At 71.8% G+C, this 21,044-nt stretch carries 8 protein-coding genes and 1 pseudogene; 5 read left to right on the top strand and 4 right to left on the bottom strand.

Features of this window, described 5'->3' with window-relative positions; all coding sequences use genetic code 11:
* Window positions 1-116 precede the first annotated feature (116 nt).
* Together I6A81_RS00260 and I6A81_RS00265 are read right to left on the bottom strand one after the other, a co-directional pair.
* Window positions 117-3,215: a helix-turn-helix transcriptional regulator gene (locus tag I6A81_RS00260; RefSeq protein WP_203005667.1), complete on the bottom strand. Its 3,099-nt coding sequence runs from the start codon at window positions 3,213-3,215 to the stop codon at window positions 117-119.
* 78 nt (window positions 3,216-3,293) lie between these two features.
* Window positions 3,294-3,506 (bottom strand): hypothetical protein, encoded by a 213-nt coding sequence (locus tag I6A81_RS00265; protein WP_203005666.1) that lies wholly within the window; start codon window positions 3,504-3,506, stop codon window positions 3,294-3,296.
* A gap of 394 nt (window positions 3,507-3,900) precedes the next feature.
* Between I6A81_RS00265 and I6A81_RS00270 the strand changes: the two genes are divergently transcribed.
* Window positions 3,901-4,884 (top strand): ABC transporter ATP-binding protein, encoded by a 984-nt coding sequence (locus I6A81_RS00270; protein ID WP_203005665.1) that lies wholly within the window; start codon window positions 3,901-3,903, stop codon window positions 4,882-4,884.
* A complete protein-coding gene (locus tag I6A81_RS00275; RefSeq protein ID WP_203005664.1) occupies window positions 4,881-5,729 on the top strand; it encodes an ABC transporter permease in 849 nt (282 codons plus the stop codon). Before I6A81_RS00270 ends, I6A81_RS00275 begins: the two co-directional genes overlap by 4 nt.
* Here the strand turns inward: I6A81_RS00275 and I6A81_RS00280 are convergent.
* Entirely contained in the window at window positions 5,702-6,658 is a 957-nt protein-coding gene (locus I6A81_RS00280; protein WP_203010058.1) for a DMT family transporter, read from the bottom strand. The two genes, I6A81_RS00275 and I6A81_RS00280, sit on opposite strands and share 28 nt — an antisense overlap.
* A 283-nt stretch (window positions 6,659-6,941) precedes the next feature.
* Here I6A81_RS00280 and I6A81_RS00285 point away from each other — a divergent pair, with 283 nt between their 5' ends.
* Entirely contained in the window at window positions 6,942-8,018 is a 1,077-nt protein-coding gene (locus I6A81_RS00285; protein ID WP_203005663.1) for a DUF2889 domain-containing protein, read from the top strand.
* Window positions 8,019-9,095: 1,077 nt separating this feature from the next.
* On the top strand, window positions 9,096-18,911 hold the full coding sequence (locus I6A81_RS00290) for a DNRLRE domain-containing protein (RefSeq protein WP_307874373.1): 9,816 nt from the start codon (window positions 9,096-9,098) through the stop codon (window positions 18,909-18,911).
* A gap of 458 nt (window positions 18,912-19,369) precedes the next feature.
* Here the strand turns inward: I6A81_RS00290 and I6A81_RS00295 are convergent.
* Window positions 19,370-19,795: pseudogene (locus I6A81_RS00295) on the bottom strand (WD40 repeat domain-containing protein); the annotation flags it as partial.
* A 589-nt stretch (window positions 19,796-20,384) separates the two neighbouring features.
* On the opposite strand from I6A81_RS00295, the gene I6A81_RS00300 reads away from it, so the two are divergent.
* On the top strand, window positions 20,385-20,981 hold the full coding sequence (locus tag I6A81_RS00300) for a Hint domain-containing protein (RefSeq protein WP_203005661.1): 597 nt from the start codon (window positions 20,385-20,387) through the stop codon (window positions 20,979-20,981).
* Window positions 20,982-21,044 lie beyond the last annotated feature (63 nt).

Genomic DNA, 21,044 nt, shown 5'->3' on the forward strand with positions numbered 1-21,044 from the left:
CGGGGAGGCCGTCTGAACCTGGGCATGGTCCGCCCCCCCCGGCCGCCGCCGGCCGCGGGTCGCGGCGGCCGCCGGCCGCGGCCACCTTCCGGGGCGCTCGGCGGCGGCGGGCCGGGCTACGTCGACGGGGCGCCGGCCGCCTCGTCGAACAGGCGCAGGTGGTGGGCGACGGCCGCCGCCTCGCCGCGGGTGGTGACGCCCAGCTTGCCGAGGATGTTGGACACGTGGGTGCTGGCGGTCTTGCGGCTGATGAACAGGGTGGAGGCGATCTGCGGGTTGGTGCTGCCCTGGGCGACCAGGCGCAGCACGTCGAGCTCCCGGGCGGTCAGCCCGAGCGGCGGCCCGTCGGCGCAGGCCGCCTGGGCGAGGGCGGGCTCCTCGTCGCCGGGAGCCTCCAGCGCCAGGCGTCCCTGCGCGGCGAGCGCGCGCAGGTCGCGGCGCAGCAGATGCGCGCCCAGGCCGTCGGTGACGGCGGCGGCCGCGCGCAGCGCCTCACCGGCCGCGGGCCGGTCGCCGACGGCGAGCAGCGCCTCGGCCCGGCCGCGCAGCGCCTGGGCCCGGTGGTAGGGCATGCCGAGCGCGGCCCAGGCCTTCGCCGCGCTCGCCCAGGCGTCCGGGTCCGGGGTGCCCTCGGCGCGCGCCAGCTCCCCGGCCACGACCGCCCGGCAGGCCTCGCCGTTGGCGCTGCGCTCGAAGGGCAGCGTCGCGACGATCGCCATGAGCCGCTCGACGCCGTCGAGCGCGTCCCGCAGCCCGCCGGCGTCCCGCAACGCCCGGGCGGTGACCGCGGCCTGGGCCGCGCAGGCCATGGCGGACGCCAGCAGCGGCGCGGCGTAACGGACCACGTCGATCAGGTCGAACGTGGCCAGGCGGGCGGCGACCCGGGCGGGCACCCCGGCCGGGTCGCCGCGCCGCAGGTCCAGGTCGGCGCGTAGCCGGGCCAGCGGCAGCGTGTACTGGCTGTCGAGGTAGCGGTCCGCCGGCAGCCCGTCGGCGGCGGCCAGCGCGCCGACGGCCTCGTCGAGGCGGTCGCGGGCGAGCGCGAGGTCGCCGCGCAGCTGCTCGAGGAACATCGCGTTCACCCCGACCGGGGCGAGCTCGGTCACCTCGGCGAGCAGCTTCTCGGCCTCGTCCCAGCGGCCGGAGCTGAACATCGCCTCGATGACGTTCCCCGCGACGGTCACGCCCTTGGCGCGTTCGTGGCCGAGCCGCCGGGCGATCCGCACGCCCTCCTGGCCGACGGCGATCGCCTCGTCGAACCGGCAGCGCCCGAGCCAGGCGTCGGACTCGTGGGCGTAGCTGGCGACGACGAGATCGTCGTCACCGAGCTCGGTGGCGATCGCCCGGGCGCGATGCGCGTCGTCCGGCACGGTGTCGGTGTTGGCCAGGCAGGTGGCGCCCAGCAGCGCGGCCGCCTCCGCCTTGCGGGCACCGGTCGCCCTGGCCGCGCTGAGCGCCTCCTCGAACACCGCGAGGGCGGGGGCGCGGCGGGGCACGGTCGACAGCGCCTTGCCGAGCGCGACGAGCACCGCGGCCCGCTCGTGGGTCGGCGGCTCGGCCGGCACCAGCCGGACGGCCTCCTCGGCATCCGCCATCCCATCCGAGTAGCCAAGGATGCGCAGGAGGTGACTGCGCTCGACCAGCAGCAGGGCGAGGCGCGCCGGGTCCCCGGCCCGGGCCGCCTCGCCGTGGGCCTGGGTGGTCAGCTCCAGGCCGCGGCGCAGGTCGCCGGCCATCTTCGCCGCCGCGATCGCGGACTCCAGGACCCGCAGGCGGTCGACGCCGGCGCGCCCGGCCGCGTCCGGGACCGCGTCCCAGCAGACCAGCGCGCGTTCGTAGTGCCGCAGCGCCTCCGCGTAGGCGTAGCCGCAGGCGGCCGCCCGGCCGGCGGCGAGCAGGGCCGGCAGCGCCCGGGAGTGCTCGCACGCCGCGTACCAGTGGTAGGCGACCGCCTCGGCCGCCCGGGCACCGCCGCCGACCAGCCCCGGGTCGGCCTCCAGTGCCTGCGCGTAGCGGCGGTGCAAATGGTCGAGCTCACCCGGCAGCGCCTCCTGGCGCAGGGCGCCCCGGGTCAGCGCGTGCCGGAAGCTGTAGGTGGAGTCCACCGGGTCGACCAGCAGCACACCCGTGTCGACGGCGGCCCGCAGCGCCTCCCACACCCGCTCGTCGGTCAGCCCGGCGACGGCGGCGAGCAGCCGGTGGTCGACCCGCTGGCCGCCGCCGGCGGCGAGCCGCAGCAGGTCGCGTGTCGCGGGCGGCAGCGCCTCGATCCTGGCGAGCAACGCCTCGCGCAGGGTGGGGCTGATGGCGTCCGGCCCGCCGGTCCGGGTGGTCGCGGAGGCGACCAGCTCCTCGACGAAGAACGCGTTGCCGTCCGAGCGGGCCATGACCGCGTCTATCAGGCCGTCCGGGGGCGTCTCGCCGAGGATCGCGCCGACCAGCTCGGCGACCTCCGCCCGGCGGAAGCGGGACAGCTCGATCCGTTCGACCCAGCGCAGCCGGTGCGCGGCCGGGGCGGCCGCCGCGGCGCCCGCCGGCGCCAGGGCCTGGAGCCGCGGCGAGCCCGCGGCCCAGCGCAGCCGCTCCGCCTCGGCGAGGAAGGTGCGCAGCGGGTGGCCGGGACCCACGCCGTCGGACCGGTAGGTGAGCACGAGCGTCACCCGGGAGCCGCGCAGGTTGCGCAGCAGGAACGCGGCGAGCGCGCGGGTCGACTGGTCGGCCCAGTGGAGGTCCTCGATGAGGAACAGCACCGGGCGCTCGGCTGACAGGGCCTCGATGACGCCGAGCACGAGGTCGAACAGCCGGCCGATGCCGGGACCGGCCGCCTCCGGGCCCGCGGGCCGCGGGGCCGCGATGGCGGGCGGGGCGCCGCCGAGCTCGGGCAGCAGGCGGGCCAGCTCCTCGCGCCGGCCGCCGGCCAGGCCCGTCAGCGCGTCCGGCCCGACGCGGCGAGCCAGGCCCCGCAGCGCCTCGACCACCGGGGCGAGCGGCAGGTCGTCGCCCTCCAGCTCCACGCAGCCGCCGAGCAGGACGGTGTGCCCGGTGGCCGCGGCCCGGGCGACCAGCTCCTCCACCAGGCGCGTCTTGCCGACCCCGGCCTCGCCGCCGATGATCAGGCCAGCGCCCTCGCCAGCCTCCGCCCGGCTCAGCGCGAGCTCCAGGCGCGCCAGTTCCTCGGCGCGTCCCACGAACCCGGGGCTGGCCAGTCGCGTCATACGTACCAGTCTGACCTTCAGATACGACAACTCCACCCGGTTTTCCGCGCGGCGCCCGGCGGCGGCGGTCCGGCGGGCTCAGCCACGCCGGTTCGACGAGCGCCGCCGGGCGCCCCGGCGGTCGCCGGGCTCCTCCGGGTACACCTCGTCCGGGTCCAGGGCCAGCCGCCGTGGCCGGGGCTCCTCGTCGGCGGGGCGTGCCCGCCGCGCCGTGCGCGCCGCCTCCGCTTCCCGCCGCAGCTGCTCGCCACGTTCCCGGCCCGCCGCCTCGTTGATCTGCCAGGACCACATCGCCCTCACGTCCTCCCGCGTCCCCGGACGCGTCCGGTGTTCCTTGCCGTGTCATCAACGATCACCGTCGGACACCGGGTAGGGCATCGGGCAGGTGCCCGATTCCGGCGGAGGGCGGGTGCCCTATCTCCTGGCCGGGCTGCCGGATCTCCCGGTCGGGCTGTCGGGTTGCCGACAGCGGCTCGGGCACTGCCTGGGTGAACGGCCCAGGCCGCCGCGCCCGCGGGCGGCCCGGCGGCGTGAAGTGGGTCGTGACCTGGCTCCTCGACGCGCGGAGCGTCACCGACTGGACACCTGATCGTCGGCATGTCGCCCATGTGCGCGTCCGGCGTCGCCGCGAGCGGCACCTAAGGTGGACGGGACGGACACCCTAGCGACCCCGTGAGGTGGGCCGATGATCGAGGCGCGAGGCCTGACGAAGCGATACGGCACGAAAACGGCCGTCGACGAACTCACCTTCACCGTGCGGCCAGGCATCGTGACGGGCTTCCTCGGCCCGAACGGCGCCGGCAAGTCGACGACCATGCGGCTCGCGATCGGCCTGGACCGGCCGACCGGGGGCACCATCACCATCAACAGCCAGCGGTACCGGGACTTCCCGGCCCCGCTGCGCGAGGTCGGCGTGCTGCTGGAGGCGCGGGCCATCCACACCGGCCGGACGGCCTACAAGCACCTGCTGGCCGTGGCGCAGACGCACGGCGTCCCGCGTCGCCGGGTCGACGAGGTCCTCGGGCTCGTCGGGCTTACGGAGGTCGCCGGCAAGCGGGTCGGCGGCTTCTCCCTCGGCATGGGCCAGCGCCTCGGCATCGCGCAGGCGATGCTCGGCGACCCGGGGGTGCTCATCCTCGACGAGCCGGTCAACGGGCTCGACCCGGAGGGCATCCGCTGGATCCGCAACCTGCTGCAGACCCTGGCCACCGAGGGACGGACGATCTTCGTCTCGTCGCACCTGATGAGCGAGATGGCCCAGACCGCCACCCACCTCATCGTGGTCGGGCGCGGCAAGCTGATCGCGGACACGTCCGTCGAGGACTTCATCCGGTCGGCCTCGGGCAGCGCGGTGCACGTGCGCACGCCGCACGCGGCGCGGCTCACCGAGGCGCTCGAGGCCGCCGGCGCCCACGTCACGCTGACCGGCACCGAGACGCTGGACGTGTCCGACTGGACCGCGGCGCAGATCGGTGACGCGGCGTTCGCGGCCGGCGTCCCGCTGCACGAGCTCACCCCGCGGCAGGTGTCGCTGGAGGACGCGTTCATGGACATCACCCGCGACGCCGTCGAGTACTCCCACGGCCAGGCGCCGTCGCCGCGCGTCCCGGCCTCCACCGCCGCCGGGCACGCCGACGCCGGCGCGAACACCGCGAGGGGACAGGCATGACCGCCACCACCGAAGCCCCCGGCCTCGGGTCGCGCCAGCCGGCCTCCGTCCACGCGGGCGCCAAGGTCACGATCCCGCGGGTGCTGCGCTCCGAGTGGACCAAGCTCACCTCGCTGCGCTCCACGGTGTGGACACTGCTCATCGCCCTGGTCGTCACGATCGGCTTCGGCTGCCTGATCAGCGCGATCTGGGTCTCGGAGTGGCGCAACGCGTCGCCCGAGGAGCGGGCCACCGACTTCACCGACCCGGTGATGGCCAGCCTGACGGGCGCCTACTTCTCGCAGATCGCGGTCGGCGTGCTCGGCGTCCTGCTCATCACCGGCGAGTACTCGACCGGGATGATCCGCACCTCGCTCGGCGCCGTCCCGCACCGCCTGCCGGTGCTGTTCTGCAAGGCGGCCGTGTTCGGGGTGCTGAGCTTCGTGCTGGCGCTCTCGGCCATCCTCGTCGCGTTCTTCGCCGGGCAGGCGATCCTCAACCAGGAGAACCTCGGGTCCTCGATCGGCGACCCGCACGTGCTGCGGGTGCTGCTCGGCGGGGCGTTCTTCGTCATGGCCATCGGCCTGCTGGGGCTCGCGCTCGGCACGCTGATCCGCAGCACGGGCGGGTCGATCGCCGCGCTGCTCGGCCTGATCTTCGTCGTGCCGATCATCACCAGCCTCCTCCCCGGCGACTGGGACAAGATCCACAAGTACGTCCCGGACGGCGCCGGTGAGGCGCTGGTGACGATCGGCGGCGACCCGGAGCGGGTCATGTCCCCGCTCGGCGGCCTGATCGTCCTGCTGATCTGGCTCGTCGTCGGCCTCGGCTCCGCCGCCTACGTGCTGATCCGCCGGGACGCCTGAGCCTCCGCCCGCCGGGACGCCCTGATCTCCGCCCGCCGGGAAGGCGGATCCTCCGCGCGCGGCGGCGACAGCATCGGGGCGAGCCCGGCGCCGCCGGCGGCGACGAGCGCCCGGGCGAGCAGGACACCGGCGAGCTGGCCGGCGCCGGACGGCGCCGGCACCCCGTAGACCAGCACGGCCAGCAGGTAGGACACCACCGGGTTGGTGATGCTCATCCCGGTCACCGCGGCGGCGAACGGGCCGGCGGCGAAGGCGGTCTGCCCGAGCAGCAGGCTGCCGAGCGTCGACCCGGCCAGCGCGTAGCAGTACCAGCTGGTCGCCGCCGCGAACGCCCCACGGTCGACCAGCACCCCGGCCGCACTCTTGGTCAGGACCGCGGTGAGTGCGAAGAAGCACCCCGCGGCGACGCCGAACAGCGCCGCCCGGGCGGCCGGCCGCCGGCCGAGCGCCGCCGCCGCGGCGGCCAGGAGGCCGGCGGCGGCCACCAGCACCACGATCATGGCGACCAGCCGGGCATCGTGGAGCCGGACGCTCGTGGGCGCGTGGCCGCGCACGGTCAGCAGCAGCGCGAGGCCCGCGCACACCGCCCCCGCCGCCCACCAGGCGCAGGCTGGCAGCCGCCGGCCCGAGCCGACGGTCCCCAGCGCCAGCGCGAACAGCAGCTGGGTGACGACCAGCGGCTGCACCACCGCCAGCGACCCCAGGTGCAGCGCCGCCGCCTGGACGGCGAAGCCGCAGACGTTGGCCAGCCAGCCGGCCAGCCACCAGGGATCGCGCACCAGCGCGAGCAGCAGCCCCATCCCGGGAACGGCGCGCAGGACCGCGGGTGAGCCCGCGCCGGCGAGCCGGACCGCGGCCCGCTGCTGGAGCACCGCCGAGGACGCCAGCAGGAACGCGGCGGCAAGGCTGAGCGCGATGACGGTCAGCACGTCCGGGCGGCCACGCCGTCAGCGCCTCGCATGGCCGTGACGATAACGGCCAAACAGGGGGCCTACGGGGAGTTATAGGCGGCGTGCACATGAAGCCACCTGAAATTCAGCGGGCCGACGATCGGCCGCCTCGGGCTGTGGTCCTGGGCTGTCGGCGCGGGCGGCCGCCGCGGCGGGGCGCGACTTTGCTCACCCCGAGCGCGCCCGCGTGGACCGGGCGGCTGGCGGCCGGCGATGCTCGATCGAGCGGCTTGTGCCCCGCCCGCCTGATCGGAGCAGCCTGATGACCGTCTCGACGCGGCCGGAGGCCGACGCCCTTCCCGCGCTCCCGCCGCGCCCGCTGTGGCCGGGGTGCCAGGGGCCGTCCGCCGCCACACCGCCGCGCGTCCTGGGGTCACTGCGGCGCACGACCAGCGTCGACATGCTGCGGCCGTTCGGGCTGACCGGCGACCTTCACCTCGTCGGCCGTGGCCGTGACCTGCTGACCGGCGCCGACGGCGCTCCGCGGGTACTCGACACGGCGAGCATGTTCGTCGCGATGGACGCCGCGGGTCCCCGGCTGATCAGCGAGCTGCGTACCGACCCGGCGCCGGCGGCGATCGCGACGCTGGTCGGGCGGTCCGCGCTGTCGAGGTTCCGGGGGGCCGCGCGGGCGGCGCTCGGCGACGAGCACGCCGGCTCCCTGCTCGCCCAGCTGCTCGACGACGTCCCGGTGACCACGATCGTCTCGTCGGCCGCGCCCATGCGGATGGGCGTCGCGCGCGACTCCCTCGCCGGCGGGAGCGGGTCGTCACGGGTCGACATCTGCGCCGGCTGGCAGGCGGACGGGGCGCTGATCCGGCAGCGGACCGCCGCGCCGGACGCCGGGCCGTTGAACAGGCACAGCCCGCTCGCGTCCGACCTCACCGCCGCCGACCCGCTCGGTTGGCACCCGATGCCGGCGCTCGTGCCCACCGGCATGCGCCGGCTGCGCCGCCTCGACGTGACCCCGCTGTCGGCGCTGGGCGGTGACGAGGCCCGGGCCGTGCCGCCAGGCACGGCGTTCGTCGTCGAGTCCCTGGTCCGGGACAGCTTCGCCGACCCGCGCGACGCCGAGATCGTCGTGCACGAGTTCATCCTGCGCGCCGCCGTCGCCGCCGACGCCACGGTCCTCGACGCGCGGGCACACACCGGCGTGGTGCCAGGCCCGCAGTGCCCGCAGGCCGAGCCCAGCGCGGGCCGACTGGTTGGCCGCCCCGCGGGCGAGCTGCGGGACACCGTCGCGCGCACCTTCGTCGGCGTCACCACCTGCACCCACCTCAACGACACCCTGCGCACCCTCGGCGATCTTCCCCGGCTGCTCGCGGCGCTTACCGGCTAACGGCCGTCACCGTTGGTTCGTCGGCTGTCGGCGGTGCCGGGTAGGTAGATGCCCATCCGCGCCGGCCGGGTGGGCGTTCCCGGGGGATTGGCGGGTCCTGTCCGCTCGCTCGCGGCCTCCTTTTCGGGGCACGCGGAAGCCGCCGGCCGCGCGCGGGTGTTTCTGCGCGCGAACGGGTCAGGGTAGTACTGGACGCTTGGCCCGGTCGGGCCCGTCGCGCCGCGTGACGTTTTGGCGTGTGGTTGTCCAGGGTGCGTCCCGCTGCCAGTGAGACGTGTTCCAGCGAGTCCGTCATCCGGTAGCTCCGTGTCCGGCCTACCGGCTTTTCCGTGGTCACTTTGGGTGAAGTGGAAGTTGAGGTGAAGTCTTCGGGAACGCGCGTGGCCGGTTTCCTGGAGAGCGCTCGGCAGCCGCCTAGGGAGAAGGTCACTATGGCAGACCGCTCGTCAGACCGCATGCGGAACACCAAAAAGATCTTCATCGATCTTCAAAGATGCAGGTCAACGACCTGCCGGGAGATCCCGGCTCGCTGGGCTGCCTCTGCCGGATGTGCGGCCATGCTCGCCCGCGTGAGGGCTCCGATCCGATTGCTTGACGGTCTCCGCGCATGCTGCTATCCGTGCGCCTCTTGGTCATATGGAGGGTGGCAATGCGGGGAGTGAAGCCGCTGGTCATCGCGGTCCCCTGGGGCGATGTATCAACTTCTACTTGCGGATAGATGGCAGGTTGTGTAACCCTGACGCCCGCGGTCACAACTTGGCCGCCCCAGCTCCGCACGCCATCCCTGGGTGTTGTCGGGCTGGTTCTCGGGCGTGCACGGCGCAGTGCCAGCCCGCTCCACCCCCCGATTTCTCGATGCGTTTTTTGCTGCCCCCGGGCGGTCTGGCGCTGCTGCCTGACGGCCATATGGGCAGGTCGCCGGTGGTGAGCTGAAGAGCTTTCGCCGGATTCCTGTGCGCGACTTCTTCTTTTCTCTGCCCCTGTTCGGGAGCCCCCATGGTTGGCCGGCAGCTGTTCTCGCGTCGTCCTCTGTCGTTTGCGCGTCGGCTGGTCCGGCGGCGTGCGTGGCTGCGCCGGGTGGCGTTGCCGCTGGTGCCGTTGTTGCTCGTGACCGGGGTGGCTCTGGTCGTCTACGAGCGGGTGACCAGCCCGGAGATGACGCCGATCTCGGAGCAGAATCCGTTCCGGGACGCCGATGTCCGGGTGCCGGAGTCGACCGGGGGCAGCGCCGAGGACCGGGCGCACGAGGTGCCGACGTCGGCGACGCAGGGCGAGGCCAGGGCGGACCCGGCGAAGCTGCGTGACCAGGTGCCGGAGTTGGCGGGCACGGTACCGACGACGGGGGTGACGCCCCAGGAGCTGACCGTCGAGCCGTTCGAGCCGCAGGTGGCGTCGAAGGCGGACGCGTCGGCGCCGCGGGAGGCGACGTTCGGCGAGTCCGAGCCGTTCGTCGCGAAGCCGGCGGACGGCACCGAGATGAAGCCGCAGGCGGGCCGGGTCGAGGTACCGGAGCTGCAGACCGAGTCCCGCCAGGTGTTCCGTAACCCGGACGGGACCTACACGTCGGAGACCACGATGGGCTCCGACCGTTTCCAGGACGCCAGGGGCGACTGGGTCGGCATCGACACCGCGCTGGTGACCGGGGACAAGGGCAGGCTGCGCGCGCGGTCGACGGAGAAGCCGGTGGACCTGGCGACGCGGGCGGACGATCCGGCGCTGGCGAGGGTCGACCTGGGCGACGGTCTGTCGTTCGCGTTCGGGATCGCCGAGGCGTCCGGCGCGAAGGCCCAGATCGACGGGTCGAAGGCGGTCTTCGCCGGGGTCCGTGAGGACGCCGACGTCGAGGTGGGCCCGACGGCTGATGGCCTGAAGGAGATCGTGGTCCTGCATTCGGCGAAGGCGCCGACGACGTGGGTGTACCCGCTGACGCTGACCGGGCTGACGGCGAAGATCGACGGCCGGCAGGTGGTGCTGACCGACAAGGACGGCAAGCAGCGGGCGGTCATCCCGCCGGGTTCGATGATGGACTCGCGGCCGACGACCGCGGCGGGTTTCTACGCCTCGTCGGACGGAGTGACCTACAGCCTGGTCACGCTGTCCGACGGCCGGCAGGCGCTGCGGGTCGACCTGGACCGGGAATGGGTGACCTCGAAGGACCGGGTGTTCCCGATCCTGGTGGACCCGAGTTTCTCCACGCTGCTGACGGGTGCGGACGACACCTATGTCTCGTCGGCGAACCCGTCGACGAACTACGCGTCCGCGCTGGAGATCAAGTCCGGTGTCTACGGCTCGGACATCGTGCGCGGCTATCTGAGCTTCCCGGGCAACGGCTCGTTGACGAACGCGACGGTGACGAACGCGCACGTCAAGCTGTTCAACTGGTTCTCGGCCAGTGGCTGTTCGGCCCGGCCGGTGAGCCTGCGTCAGGTGATGATCCCGTGGTGGGGCGGGAACATGACCTGGCCGGGCGCCACGATCGGCCCGGAGGTCGCGTGGAAGTCGTTCGCGAACGACGCGAGCGTCCCGGCCTGTGGCGGGTCGTGGCAGTTCATCGGGGACTACGACCAGCGGCTGACCAACCTGGTGAACAGCTGGACGCACAACCCGACGTCGAACTTCGGGCTGGCGATCGTCACGTCGGACACCGACGTGCAGTGGCTGAAGTCGTTCTACTCGAACAACTGCTGGTGCAACCCGGCTACTCCGGCGAGCGACTACCGGCCGCGGATGGAGATCCAGTGGACGCCGTACGGCGTCCAGTACGGCTACCCGTCGGGCAGCCCGGTGTGGACGGTGCAGCCCACGACGACCAGCCCCGGCCAGATCCCCGTCCGGCTGACGAACACCGGCCAGGCGACGTGGCCGGCGAACGGGAACTACAAGCTCTCGTACCACATCTACGACGCCTCGAACACGACCGAGATCATCCACCAGGGTCTGCAGACGAACATCCCGGTGACGGTGACCTCGGGCCAGACGGTCGACGTGACGGCCGCGGTGGACCTGACCGGTCTGCCGGCCGGGTCGTACCACATTCGCTGGGACATGGAGGAGGTCGGGGTCTCCTGGTTCTCCGGCCAGGGGGTCTACCAGTACGTCACGCCGATCACCCTGGCGGCGGCGGTGAACCAGTCGCCGTACATCTACAACGTGTCGCCGCTGTCGGGCACCGCGGTGCCGACCGCGCAGCCGGCGTTGACTCTCAGCGCGTTCGACCCGGACAACGGGCCGAACCCGTTGCAGTACCAGTTCCAGCTGTGCACCGGGTCCGACGCGAGCTCGGGCTCCTGCTGGTCGTCGGGCTGGCAGTCGTCGAACACGTGGTCGCCGCCGGTGGGCGCGCTGACGTGGGGCCAGGTCTACCACTGGCGCGGCCAGGTCCGCGACGGGGCGGCGACCAGCCCGTGGACCGCGCCACTCGCGCTGCAGCCGCTCAACTACCAGGAGGCCCCTGGCTGGGACTCCGGTGAGAACCCCTACGTGCCGGCGGTCGCGGAGGTCCATCCGCTGACCCAGAACTACACGACGTCGGCCACCGACGCCGCGCACCAGGGCGTCGGACCCGTGATGAACGTGGTGCGCACCTACAACAGCTCGGACTCGGCGGACGGGCTGTTCGGCCTGGGCTGGACGACGGAGTTCGACACGGCCGCCGTGCCGGACGCGGCCGGTCCCGGCAACGTCCAGGTCCGCTACCCGGACGGCCGCACCAGCCGGTTCGGCCGCGACGCCGACGGCTCCTACCAGCCGTCGCACGGCCACTACTCGTTCCTGCAGGCCTCGGCGCCGCGGGTGGCGTCGTTCACGGGGGCGAACTCGACGAACTCGCTCGGGACGACGGACACCGGCGAGAGCTGGCAGGTCCTCGACGGCGTCTGGGGGGTCTCGGGCAACACCGCCTACCTGCAGACCGCGGGTGGCTGGTTCCGCAGTGTCGCGGTGGTCCCGGCGCCGTCGGACGGCACGATCCGTTTCCGGGCGCCCGTGCTCCAGGACCGGATCGGGATCTCGTTCCGGGTCCAGGACATCGACAACATGTGGCTGCTGTACGTCAACCCGTCGACCAACGCGCTCGTGCTCGCGAAGCGGGTGGGCGGCTGGGAGACGACGGTGCTGACCGCGCCGAACGCCTGCTGCTCGACGAGTGACACCTACGGCGTGCGGCTGGCCGGGAGCCAGCTGTCGATCCTGCGCAACAACCAGGTCGTCGCGACCACGTCCGACAGCCAGTTCTCGTCGGCGACCCGGGCCGGCCTGTACGCGCAGGGCACCGGCGCCGGCCGCCTCGACTCGCTGGTGATCACACCGGACCAGCACCGGGACACCTTCACCAACGCCAACTCGGCGACGGACCTGGGCTGGAGCGACGACGGCGAGCACTGGGTCGACCTGGCCGGGACCTGGGGCACGTCGAGCAACACGGCCTACCTGGCGACCGCCGGCGGCGGGAACAACCTGACCACGGTCGGCGCCGCCGCCGACGGCACGATCACCTTCACCGAGCCCACGGCGCAGGCCGGCGTCGGCGTGGCCTTCCGGGTCGCCGACGCCGCGAACTACTGGCGTCTGGTCGCCGACCCGGCGGCGGGCAGCTGGGTCCTGATCAAACGGGTCGCCGGCACCGACAGCACCGTCGCCGTCGCCACCGGCACCTGCTGCACCCCGGCCGACGTCCTGACGATCGTCACCTCCGGCGCGTCGATCATCGTGCAGCGCAACGGCACCCAGATCATCTCCGTGAAGGACCCGGCGGTGCTCTACGGCAGCCGCGCCGGCCCCTATGCCGACGCCACCGGCGCCGGCCGGATCGACAACTTCACCACGACTGCCGCCACGGAACTGACCGAGAAGGACGGCACCTCCTACACGTTCCGCTCCGACGGCCGGCTGGTCAGCTCCACCGACCCCGCGGGCAACCGGGTCCAGCTGGCGTACAACGCCAACGCGCAGCTGACGACGGCGACGAACGCCACGACCGGCCGGGCGCTGACGTTCACCTGGACCGGTGACGGCAAGCACGTCGCCACGGTGTCCACTCCCAGCGTCGCCGCGCACTCCGGGCCGCTGACGTGGTCGTACACCTATTCCGGCGGCAAGCTGACGGAGGTCGTCGGGCCGCAGTCGCCGGACCCGACGGAGTACAGCTACAACGGTTCCGGGAAGCTGACCGAGATCACCCTGCCGGAGGGCAACCTCGCGGCGAAGACGGGTTACAACGGCGACGGCACGGTCGCGTGGCGCGAGGACGGGCTGGGCAACCGGACGACCTTCGAGGAGATCCAGACCAGTCCCACGGTCATCGTGCGGACCACCAGCCCGAACGGTGACGAGGAGGAGTGGGAGTACTCGGCCTGGGGGCAGTTGATCTCCAAGTCGAGCGCGGCCGGTGAGCGGACGTTCGAGTACAACGACGCCGGGTTCCTGCAGCAGGTCGTCGACGAGAACGGCAACTGGACCTGGTACGACACCGACGACCACGGCAACGTCCTGGGGCGCTGGGCTCCCCGCGACGAGAACTGGGTGACCGGGGAGACGTTCGAGTACTTCCATGGCGCCCCCGGCGACCCGCGCAACGACCTGGTCACCGTCCACCGTGACGGCCGGTCGGGCTCGCCGACGGACGACACCTACAAGACCGTCTACGACTACGACGCGCTCGGCCACCTGGCGAGCACGACCAGCCCGCCCACCGCCGGCTTCCCCGGTGGCCGCGTCACCTCGGCGACGTACACGGCGGGGACGGAGGCCGCGGTCGGCGGCGGCACCATGCCGGCCGGCCTGCTCGCGTCGTACACCGACGCGAACGGCAGGACGACGACCTACGAGTACAGCTCCGCCGGCGACCTGCGCCGCGACGTCGATCCGGTCGGCCTGGTCCACGACTACACCTACGACGAGCTCGGCCGGCAGCTGACGTCGAAGGAGACCTCGGACACCTACCCGGCCGGGCTGACCACCAGCTACACCTACTCGAAGCTGTCCCTGGTCGCGACGGTCACCGAGCCGGGGGTCACCAACCCGGTCACGAACGTCACCCACACCCGGGTGACGACCAACAGCTACGACGCGAACGGCAACCTCACCCAGACGGTGGTCTCCGACGCCACCGGCGGTGACCCGTCCCGTACGACGACCTACGGCTACGACGACAACGACCGACCCGTCTCCACAACGGGCGCGGTAGGCACGGCGGTCGAGGTGACCAGCGAGGTCACCTACGACGACAACGGCAACGTCGCCACCGCCACCGCCCCGAACGGCACCGAGGTCGAGTACACCTACACCGCCCGCAACCAGGTCGCGACGACCACACTGAAGGACTTCGTCGACGACCCGGTCGCCGGCTCCAGCCCGCGTGACGTGCTGCTGGAATCCCGCGCCTACGACCCGGCCGGCCGCCTCGCCGAGGTCACCGACGCCCTGGGCCGTACCACCGCCCACACCTACTGGCTCGACGACCTGCTCCACCGCAGGACCCTGCTCGACTACCACGACCCGGACCTGGCGACCGGCCAGCTGTCGATCACGCCCCGCGACGTCGTCGTCGAGGAGCATTCCTACGACGCCGCCGGCTACGAGACCGCGACCGCCACCGGCGGCGGGTCGCGGCTGGTCACGGCCGGCTACGACGCGGCCGGCTACAACAGCTGGGTCTCGGTGGACCCGGAGGTCCTGAACCGCTGGACGGCCTACGAGTACGACGCCGCCGGCAACATGCTGCTCGACGAGTCCGGCGCCAGCGGGACCGGCGACACGCTGCGGGCCGAGTTCACCTACGACGACGCGTCCCGGATGCTGTCGTCCACCGTGCTCGGCGACGGCGCCGACAGGTTCACCAGCGCGGTCACCCGCGACCAGCGCGGCCACGTCGTCAGCTCGGTCGATGCCCGGGGCTACGTCGCGAACGCGCCCCCGGACACCGACTACGTCACGGACTACGTCACCGACCAGGCCGGCCGGCTCACCGAGGCGCTCGCGCCGCCGGTCCAGGTCGAGGAGAACGGCGCCGCGCCCACGACGCCGCGGCCATCAGGCGAGGTCGGCCACAACACGTTCGGCGAGCTGACGCACAGCCGGGACGCCCGGGGCCAGGTCACCGTCACCAGCTACGACACGCTCGGCCAGGTCACCCAGGTCGCCCACCCGTCCTACACCGCGCCGGGCGGGTCGCCGGTCACGCCGACCGAGGCGTGGACCTACGACGACAACGGCAACGTCCTGACGCAGACCGACGCCCGCGGCGAGGTCACCACCGCGGTCTACGACCGGCTCGACCGGCTCGTCGCGGTCACCGACCCGCAGGTCACCGGTCAGCCGTCGGCCGGCGTCACGAGGCTGATCTACGACGACGCCGGGAACCTGACCGAGAGCGTCGACCAGAACGGCGCCTGGACGCTGTACGCCTACGACGACCGCGACCAGCTGTGGGCCGAGTCCGCGACCGAGCGCAGCCCGCTCGGGGTCTTCACCACCTACTACGAGCACAACGACGCCGGCGACGTGACCCGCGTCCTGCGGCCGTCGAACGTCGGCTCGGGGGCGTCGGCCGACTACGCGTACAACGGCGCCGGTGACCTCGTCGAGGTCACCGACGAGGCAGGCAAGACCACCGTCCTGACCTACGACCACCTGGGCGAGGTCACCTCCGTCACCGACCCGCTCGGCCGCGAGACCCGCTACACCTACGACCGCGCCGGCCGGCTCACGACCGTCGCCCAGTACGACGCGTCGGACACCCTGCTACGCACGATCACGGCCGGCTACGACCCGGTGGGCAACCCGACCTCGGTCATCGATCCCAACGGGCACACCTCCACCTATACCTACGACGCGCTCAACCAGCCCCGCACCATCACCGTGCCCGTCGCCTCCGGCACGTCGATCACCACCAGCGCCGGCTACGACGCCGCCGGCAACCGGACCCGGCTGACCGACGGCAACGGCAACGCGACGGTCTTCACCTACAACTCGCTGGGCCTGGCCGAGAAGACGATCGAGCCGTCGACCCCGGCGTACCCGAACCTGGCCGACCGGACCTGGCAGGTCAGCTACGACGCGGGCGGCCTCGCGACGACCCTGCTCGAACCCGGTGGCGTCACCCGCAGCTCGACCTACGACGAGCTCGGCCGGCGCACCGTCGAGACCGGCTCCGGCGGCGGGGCGGTCGGCGCGGCCCGCGCGGTGGACTACGACCTGGCCGGCAACCTCGTCGAGATCGACACCCCGACCGGCACCCAGCAGTTCACCTACAACGACCGCAACCTGGTCACCACCGCGTCCGGCACCGGCGGCAGCTCGAACTTCGTCTACGACGAGGACGGCCGTATGGTCCAGCGCGGCGACCCCGGGACCTGGTCGAACTTCTCCTACGACGCCCGCGGCAACCTGGTCGCCGCCGGCCCCGCCGCCGCCGGCGGCACCCGCCTCTACGACTACGACGACGCCGGCCAGCTCGTCGAGATCGACTACGACGGCGGCACCGGCGCCATCCGCACCTTTGACTACGACGACCTCGGCCGCATCACCGCCGACACCCTGACCGGCCCCGGCGGCACCCTGCGCGCCCAGACCTACGCCTACGACGACAACGACAACCTCACCTCCACCACCATCAGCCCCGGCGGCGTCGCCGGCGCCGGCACCCAGACCTACGCCTACGACTGGGCCGACCGCCTCACCTCCTGGACCAACCAGTCCTCCGTCACCACCACCTACGGCTGGGACGCCGCCGGCAACCGCACCTCCGTCAACGCGACCACCTCCACGTTCGACGCCCGCAACCGCCTCACCTCCGACGGCACCGCGACCTACGCCTACACCGCCCGCGGCACCCTCTCCACCCGCACCGCCGGGGCCACGGTCACGACCACGACGTTCGACGCGTTCAACCGGCTCGCCTCCCACACCGCCGGGCCGACAACGACCAGCTACACCTACGACGGCCTCGACCGGATCGCGCGGCGCAACAGCACCCAGAACTTCGTCTACAGCGGGCTCGAAAAAGAACCCGGCATCGACGGCAACTCCGCCTACGCCCGCGACCCCGCCGGCCAGATCATCGGCACCGGCAGCGCCAGCGGAGACTGGGCCACCCTGGAGAACCTGCACGGCGACATCGCCGCCGCGTTCACCATCGACGGCACCGCCCTGGCCGACAGCCGCAGCTACGACCCCTTCGGCGTTCCGATCGTCGCCGGAGACCCCAACCTGCGCGTCGGCTACCAGGGCAGCTGGACCGACCCCACCACCGGCCTCGTCAACGCCCAGGCCCGCTGGTACGACCCGGCCACCGGCACGTTCCTGTCCCGCGACACCTACCCCCTGCCCTGGACCGGCACCGCGGCCGACAACAGGTACAACTACGCGGCCGCCAATCCACTCAGATACTCCGACGTCACCGGAAACTGCCCGGTGTGCGTCGCCGTCGTCGGCGCCGTGGCCAAGGGAGGCAAGGCCCTCTACTCGGGCGGGAAGGCGGCCGTGCAGGCGGCCCCCAAGGCGGTGAACACGGCCAAGAAGGCGTACAACGTCGGCAAGAAGGTCGTCAAGGAGGTCGCCGAGGAGGTCGTGGACCGGGCGACGGACCGCGACAACGGCCGTGACAAGAGCAAGGACCGGGACCGGGACCGGGATCAGGACGACGAGAGCGAAAGCCCCGGGAAGAAGGAAAGCAACGACCACAGCAGGAGAAAGGAAAGCAACTCCCAGAGCAGGGCGAAGAGCAACCGGAGCAGCAACAGCAGCGGAGGCGGAGGCGGGAGCAGGCCCGCCCAGCAGGAGTACCCACGCCCCGAGGACGTCATTCACGGGCCGTTCTACGTCAATTCCAACCCGCTCAACGGAGTAGGCACGGAGCCCGATCCGGGTCCGCGTCAGGAGTATTCCAGCCCGCTTGAGGTCAATCTCGGTCCGACGACCGACCAGACCGCGGGGCGGCAGTACCAGGTCCAGACCTGTCAGGATGTGACGCCGGGGCAGTGCATCGGCGACTATCAGCCGCCGCCGGCCGGCGAGCAGCCGGCGCCGGCGTCGGGTGAGAGCTGCGCGGTTCCGAACAGCTTCGACGGCGACACCGAAGTCCTGATGGCGGATGGCACGGCCAAGCCCATCAAGGATGTCGACGTCGGTGACCGGGTCCTGGCCACCGACCCGGAGACCGGCCGCACCGAGCCCCACACCGTCACCGACACCATCGTCGGCCACGGCGACAAGGACCTCGTCGACCTCACCGTCGCCACCGACGCCGGCCCCGCGACCATCGTGGCCACCACTGGCCACCCGGTCTGGAACGAGACCGACGACACCTGGACCGACGCCGGCGACCTCGACCCGGGCGACACCCTCCGCCAGCCCGACGGCACCACCACCACTGTCACTGCGGCGGTCCTCTACCATCGCATCCAGACTGTCTACAACCTCACCGTCGACAGCCTCCACACGTACTATGTGCTGGCTGGAGACACCTCGGTTCTCGTTCACAACTGCGGGACTCAGCCCTCAGGTGGCAGAGATTGTGCCTGTTCCAATCCGACTCAAGGACCCGGAAATGCGTACAGCGTCGCGTACGAAACCAATCTGGCGCCGACTTCTTATCCCGGCGTCACCCGTGGTGAGCACTTCCGTGAGTCGAACCAGAACCTGCTGAACGATATGGATGCCGACCCTAATTTTGACGCGCTGATGGAAGGGATGATTCCCGGCATTCGTAACGCTATTCAGGGGACACGTGGCGGTGCGCTCGCAGAAAGCCCAAGTGCGCTGGGGTGGACCTGGCACCACCACGCTGACGTCGGTAGAATGCAGCTCGTTCCGATGGGTCAGCACAGTGCCCGAGGTCTCTTTCAGGCGATTTTCCACCCGAGCCGCGGTGGCGGATTCAAGATCTGGGGCTAGGTGATTCTGTGGATCTCAGTGACGTAGCTCGTGATTTGGATCGGCTTCCGCGCGAAGCGACGATCTATGTTCCCCTGGGTGTCGATCCTATTGACGGCAGTACGGCTACTCGGCTTGTGCTGCCAGGGGAGGAGCCTGCGGCAGGATGGCGATATCTGCTCGAGGTACTGATCGCTCGTGAGGTCGTGGAGGTATGGTCTTCCTGGCGAGATGGCAGAGAACCTACGACGGAGGAGGCCTACAAAGCGATCGTTTACTACGCATTCAACGATGCGTACTCGGAGGATGGACTCGAGTAGCCCAAAGGGGTTGGCAGTGACCTGTATGTAGGGATGGGTCCGTCTGCCTCCGTCGTCGTTGTCATTGTTGCCGAGGGTGGTTGTGGGACTCCCACAACCACCCTCGGTGCTGTCTGGGTGGCGGCCGTGTCGGGTCGGCGGCACCCACACCCGAGAACGTCAGCGAGGGAGGACGTGGTCCTCGGGGAGCCGATGGATCGACGGAATGTGTCCGTCCAGGTCGCCCGCGTCGAACCGTAGGGTGTTGATGGCCCACCACAAGGTGTCTTCGGTGCCTTCACCGGCGACCTTGTAGGAGCCGTCAGGCAGCAGGACGGCCCACCCGTCCGAGAGGGCGATCATTGCGGCCAGTTCGCGACCGCTGGCCGTGTCCCACAGCCGCGTGGTTCCGTCCCAGCCGCCACCGGTGGCGAGTTGGGTGCCGTCCGGGGAGAAGGCGACGGCGGATGCCCCGCGGGTGTGGTCAGTGAGCTGGCCGGTTTGCTGGCCGGTGGTTGTCTCCCAGAGGCGTACGGTCTGGTCCCAGCTTGCGGTGGCGAGGTGGCTTCCGTCCGGGGAGAACGCCACCGCCGACACCGCGCCGGTATGGCGGGTGAGTTGTCAGGCGCCGGGTTTGGTGGAGGCTGGGTTGTTGCGCGCCGGCGGGTTGCCGGGCGTCGGGCTGGTCTATCTGGCTGGCGGCCCAGGCGGCCTCGTACTCGGCGGGTGGGACCAGGCCGATCTCGCCGTGGAGCCGGCGGTGGCTATACCAGTCGAGGTACTCGGCGACCGCGAGCTCGAGACCTTGCTCGCCGCGACGCTACGGGCACTGGGCGACCTCCTGGCTGCCCGTGCACTCGCCAAGAGTGTGCTGCCCGCAGGACCGCGATCCTTGGAGAGGGCCACCCGACACGCTGACGGCAGCTGGCAATCTTGCCGTCACGGTCGCCGCGATGGGTGACCACCAGGCTGCCCGAGTGATGTTCGAGGATGTGTCGCTCCGTCGCCGAGCTATCCGCGGCCTGAGGACGTCATTCACGGGCCGCTCTATGTCAACTCCAACCCGCTCAACGGAGTGGGCACCGAACCCGATCCGGGTCCGCGTCAGGAGTACTCCAGTCCTCTTGAGGTCAATCTTGGTCCGACGACGGACCAGACCGCGGGGCGGCAGTACGAGGTCAGGACCTGTCAGGATGTGACGCCGGGGCAGTGCATCGGCGACTATCAGCCGCCGCCGGCCGGTGAGCAGCCGGCCCCGCCGTCGGGTGAGAGCTGCGCGGTCCCCAACAGCTTCGACGGCGACACCGAAGTCCTGATGGCCGACGGCACCACCAAGCCCATCAAGGATGTCGACGTCGGTGACCGGGTCCTGGCCACCGACCCGGAGAGCGGCCGTACCGAGCCGCACACTGTCACGGCCCTGATCGTCGGCCACGGCGACAAGGACCTCGTCGATCTCACCGTCGCCACCGACGCCGGCCCCGCCACCATCGTCGCCACCACCGGGCACCCGGTCTGGAACGAGACCGACGACACCTGGACCGACGCCGGGGACCTCGACCCCGGTGACACCCTCCGCCAGCCCGACGGCACCCTCGTCCCGATCAGCGCCACCCAGCTGCGGCATCAGGCCCAGACGGTCTACAACCTCACCGTTGACACCCTCCACACGTACTACGTGCTGGCGGGGACCACACCGGTACTTGTTCACAACGTCAACGACCCGATTCCGGCTGCTTGCCCGTCCGGCCAATCGGTCTACGACATTCCCGATGGTTCTAGTGTCTCGTGATTCTGTTTCCTTTACATCCTTCGATCTTCCATTAGAATGATCTTGTGGAGTTGGACGGTGAGC

Source organism: Frankia nepalensis (assembly GCF_016786325.1).
Classification (GTDB): Bacteria; Actinomycetota; Actinomycetes; order Frankiales; family Frankiaceae; genus Pseudofrankia; species Pseudofrankia nepalensis.